The sequence below is a fragment of the Vibrio sp. 2132-1 genome (genome assembly GCF_033344315.1).
This window is the reverse complement of the sequence record NZ_JAWPON010000115.1, coordinates 1-1,001: the sequence shown is the minus strand read 5'-3', so window position 1 is coordinate 1,001 and position 1,001 is coordinate 1. Positions and strand designations below refer to the sequence as shown.

Sequence of the window (1,001 nt, the reverse complement as noted above, 5' to 3'; positions counted from 1 at the left end):
GCCAACGGTCGCTTAATTACCGCTTATTCGCCGTAAACATCGTAGTTAAAGTACTTGCCAGCAATTTCTTGGTAAATACCTTTATCACGCAGTGACAAGATTGCCGCATCAAGTTTCTTCGTTAGATCTTTATCTTGTTTACGTACAGCGATACCGAAACCTTCACCGAACCATTTCGCATCAGTCAGAGATGGGCCAACAAATTCGTACGCATCACCACCAGCTTTGTTCAATACACCTTCCTCAAGAGCAGATGCATCGCCCAAAACTGCAGCAACACGGCCGTTCGCAAGGTCTAGGTACGCTTCGTCAAAAGAGCCGTAACGTACAATTTCAACTTTGTCACCGTAGTTATCAGTCAGGTATTTATCGTGAGTGGTCGCGCGTTGAACTGCGATTTTTTGGCCATCTAGATTAGCAAAATCTAGGTTTGCACCTTTCTTAGCGATGAACTTATTTGGGATCAATGCGTATTTGCCCGTGAAATCCACTTTCTTCTTACGTTCTTCGGTAATCGACATTGCCGCGATGATCGCATCGTATTTACGAGCCAATAGAGAAGGAATAATGCCATCCCAATCTTGTGCAACGATCTGACACTTCACTTGCATTTCTTCACACAGCGCATTGGCCATATCAACATCAAAGCCTTTTAGAGAACCATCGGTTTCTGTCCAGCTAAATGGAGGGTATGCGCCTTCAATGCCAAAGCGAACTGTTTTCCATTCTTTCGCTTGAGCAACACCAGACACTGCCGTTGCAGCAAGAGTTGCTGCCAATAACCACTTTTTCATTTCCATACTCCTGTGATTGCTATTTTATTTGGTTTTGTTCGTTGTGCTTACTTAGGAGGCAAAACTCTGCCGCCTAATGAATATTAGTAGATAGATGAGATAAACTGCTGTAATCGCTGAGAATCGGGGTTAGTAAATAGCTTAGCTGGATCTCCCTGTTCTTCCACTAAGCCTTGATGCAAGAACATCACATGATTTGAGACGTCA

Annotated in this window: 1 protein-coding gene and 1 pseudogene; both read right to left on the bottom strand. The window is 43.8% G+C overall.

The window, feature by feature from the left end; genetic code table 11:
- Positions 1 to 23: 23 nt before the first annotated feature.
- Positions 24 to 794 carry an ABC transporter substrate-binding protein gene (locus R8N47_RS23810; protein WP_005456273.1) on the bottom strand — a complete coding sequence of 257 codons (771 nt, stop codon included), beginning with the start codon at positions 792 to 794 and terminating at the stop codon, positions 24 to 26.
- Between the two features lie 83 nt (positions 795 to 877).
- Positions 878 to 1,001 (bottom strand): annotated as a pseudogene (locus R8N47_RS23805) (histidine/lysine/arginine/ornithine ABC transporter ATP-binding protein); the annotation flags it as partial.